Origin of the sequence: Streptomyces sp. SID11385, from assembly GCF_010548245.1 — a bacterium.
Lineage (GTDB): Bacteria > Actinomycetota > Actinomycetes > Streptomycetales > Streptomycetaceae > Streptomyces.
The window spans coordinates 1-2,965 of the sequence record NZ_JAAGLR010000831.1; the positions used below are offsets into that span (position 1 = coordinate 1).

The 2,965-nt window shown below is 71.8% G+C and carries 3 protein-coding genes; all 3 read right to left on the reverse strand.

The genetic code is table 11. From position 1 onward, the window contains the following. Positions 1-76 precede the first annotated feature (76 nt). On the reverse strand, positions 77-505 hold the full coding sequence (locus G3I42_RS25305) for a hypothetical protein (protein WP_164289621.1): 429 nt from the start codon (positions 503-505) through the stop codon (positions 77-79). Between the two features lie 48 nt (positions 506-553). After that, a complete protein-coding gene (locus tag G3I42_RS25310) occupies positions 554-1,804 on the reverse strand; it encodes an MFS transporter (protein WP_164289623.1) in 1,251 nt (416 codons plus the stop codon). Between the two features lie 342 nt (positions 1,805-2,146). Further along, complete coding sequence (locus G3I42_RS25315; protein ID WP_203607318.1) at positions 2,147-2,932, reverse strand: hypothetical protein; 786 nt, start codon at positions 2,930-2,932, stop codon at positions 2,147-2,149. Positions 2,933-2,965: the final 33 nt, after the last annotated feature.

The following is a 2,965-nucleotide window of genomic DNA, read 5'->3' on the forward strand; positions in this document are numbered from 1 at the left end:
CCGAGGGGGACGGGGCGCGGGCGATGGCGGTACGGGGTGGGGCGGTACGGGGCGGGGCGGGGCGGGGCGGGGCGGCTCAGCGCATCGCCGCCGCTGCCGCGCGGGCCAGCGTGCCCGCCGCCTCGGAGCGGGCCTTCTTGCTCGCCTTGCGGTCCGCGAGGGTCTTCGCGGCGGCGGTGAGGATCTTCTTGCCCGGTTTCTTCTTCGTGGCCGGGGCCTGGGAAAGCGCGCTCGCCGCCGCCTTCTTCTCCGCCTTCGTCGGCTTCGAGGCAGCGACGGTCTTCCCGGCCGCCGAGGCGGAGCCGGAGCCGGTCGTCTTCTTCCCGGAGCCCTTCTGCGCGAGGGCGCTGCCCGCCGCCTTCTTCCCCGAAGCGGTCTTCGCCTTCCCGCCCACCGTCTTCCCGGCGGCGGAGGCGGACTTCTTGCCGGTCGTGCCGGAGGTCTTCTTCGCTGTCGTGCCGGACGTCTTCTTCGTCTTCGTCTGCGCCATCTCGTCCTCCGTCATGGTGCGTTCCTTCGCTGACGCACCGTCGGGTACCCGGTGGACGCCGCCTCAGGCAGGTTCCGCGCGGACCGCTTTCGCGCCGCCCCTCACCTGCTGCGGAGTACGGACGGCCGGGACGCACGCGGCGAGGACGGCGCCGCAGACGCCGGCGAGGGCGAGGAGGTAGAAGCACCAGCGCACGCCCAGGCCCGAGTCCAGCGTCCAGCCGGTGAGCGAGGGGCCCACCACCGCGCCGATCCGGCCCACGGCGAGCGCCCAGCCGAGCCCGGGGCCCCGCAGGTGTTCCGGGTACCGGGTGACGACGAAGGTGTTGGTCAGTGACTGCGAGCCGATGAAACCGAGGCCGCCGAGGAACATGAGGACGAAGAGCAGCCACAGCGGCGGCCCCGCGCTGATCGCGACCACGCCCACCGCGCCGCTCAGGAAGGCGATGACGACGACCGGCTTGATGCCGATCACGGCGGCGACGCGCCCTCCCGCGGCCATCCCCACCCCCGCGCCCGCCCACATCACAGTCGTCTGGACGAGGGACGAGCCCAGCGAGTAGCCGCTCTCGTGCATCAACGTGGGCAGCCAGGTGCTGACGCCCAGCACCAGCAACAGACCGAAGAACGACAGCCCCCAGAACAGGAGCGTGACCGCGAGCGTGCCGCGCTGGAGCAGATGCCGCAAGGAGGACCCGCTCTCGGCGGCCTCCGCCCGCCCGGTCGACGGGAAGAAGCGGGGCGCGACGCACATCAGCACGACGGCGGGCACCGTACCGGCGACGTAGATCCACCGCCACGACTGCTCCGGCAGGAGGACCGCGCCGAGCGGCGCCGAGGCGAGCGCACCGAGCGCGTAACCGGTCATCATCAGGCCCACGTTGCGACTGCGGCGATCAGGCGGCGACAACTCGGCGGCATAAGCGGTCACGGTCGGCATCACGACGCCGAGCCCGATACCGACGACCGCGCGCGCGGCGGCCAGCACGCCGGCGCCCGGGGCGAGGCTGGAGGCGAGCATGCCCGCCGTGAAGAGGGCGATGCCCCACAGGAGCACGCGCCGACTCCCGTACCTGCGCACCCCGTTCGCGGCGAGCGCCGCTCCGAGGATGCCGCCCATCGACGTGTACGAGCCGATGTTCCCCGCCGTCCCCGTGTCCAGACCGAGCGAGTGGTCGGCCAGGAGCGAGGGGACGGTGACCCCGAAGCACGCCGTGTCGTACCCCTCCAGCGTGCACACGAAGGCCAGCAGGAGGAGCAGCAGCGGAGTGGGCCCGCTGCGGGCCCGTGGCGGGGCGGTCTGCGGCGTGGACATGGTGCGGGTCCTCCATGAGCGGCTCTGGCATGGACGGCGCGACTCTCCGCGGAAGCGGCCGAGGCGTGACGCGACGGACGCTAGGGCTTCACTATTCGTGAAGTCAATGCATCATGGTGAATGGATTGTCGGGCGTGGAAGGGCGAGGCGGGGTGAGGCGGTGGAGCAGACCCGCGCGATCGGGGCGTATCGCCCCTGCCAGGGGCGGGGGTGGCGGGTGAGGGGGAACCGGGGGTTCGGGAGGTGCCCGGTCTCGACGAGTTTCTGCCCGCGGCCCGGCCGCTCCTCGCTGGTCCGAGGGGCGACCGGGCCGTTCTTCCGGGCAGCGTTGACGTTCGGTATCTAGCTGATGGTGCGGAAGGGGGCGAAGTCCGCAGGCATTTCGACCTTGGTCGACTTGCCGGTGGCGGGGTCCCGGTGGCCGACGAGCTTGGTGCCGGAGCCGGTCACCTGGGTGTACCAGAGGTCGAAGGCGCCGCTGTGGTCGGCGTCCCCGGGTGAGGTGAGGAGGGGGTTGGCGGTGGTGGTGAGGGTGGTCGGCACCTTCACGCCGTGCGCGAGGTCGGGCAGTCCGTCGTTGCCCGTGCCGGGGTAGATGTAGACGTCGCCGGTGGTGCGGTCGCGTGCGCCGAGGTCGACGTGGCCGTCGCCGTTGGTGTCGCCGGGGGCGAAGAGGTCCGTGTTGGCCCAGGTGTTGTCGCCGAGGAGGACGGGGTCGTGGTCGGTGTCGAGGCGGTTGTCGTCGGTGGCGTAGTAGAGCCAGAGCTGGTCGCCCTGCTTGACGAGGAGATCGGGGTGCCCTGGGGTGTCGGGGGTTCCGTCGCCGTCGTAGTCGAGGGCGCCGTCGACATCGCCGATGGCGAGGATCTGGTCGGCGTTCTGCCAGTGGTTGTTGTTGTCGTCGTAGACGGTGAGTTCCTGGCGGGCTCCGCCGTCTTCCTCGGTGCAGTCGGTGCAGGCGAAGCCGTAGCCGTTGTTGGGGTGGACCCACAGTCGGTCGGCGTCGGCGGCGTCGTCGTGCCGGGCGGCGATGAGGTCCTCGTAGCCGTCGCCGGTCCAGTCACCGCGGTGGGTGACGCGCACGCCCTTCCAGTTGGAGTGGGACGCCTCGTTGGCTACGTCGGTCACGGTTCCGTCGCCGGCTCCGTACATGCGGTGCAG

Excerpts from the sequence above, each read along its gene's own strand:
- G3I42_RS25305 (WP_164289621.1), bottom strand. The coding sequence starts at position 505 with ATGACGGAGGACGAGATGGCGCAGACGAAGACGAAGAAGACGTCCGGC.
- G3I42_RS25310 (WP_164289623.1), bottom strand. The coding sequence starts at position 1,804 with ATGTCCACGCCGCAGACCGCCCCGCCACGGGCCCGCAGCGGGCCCACT.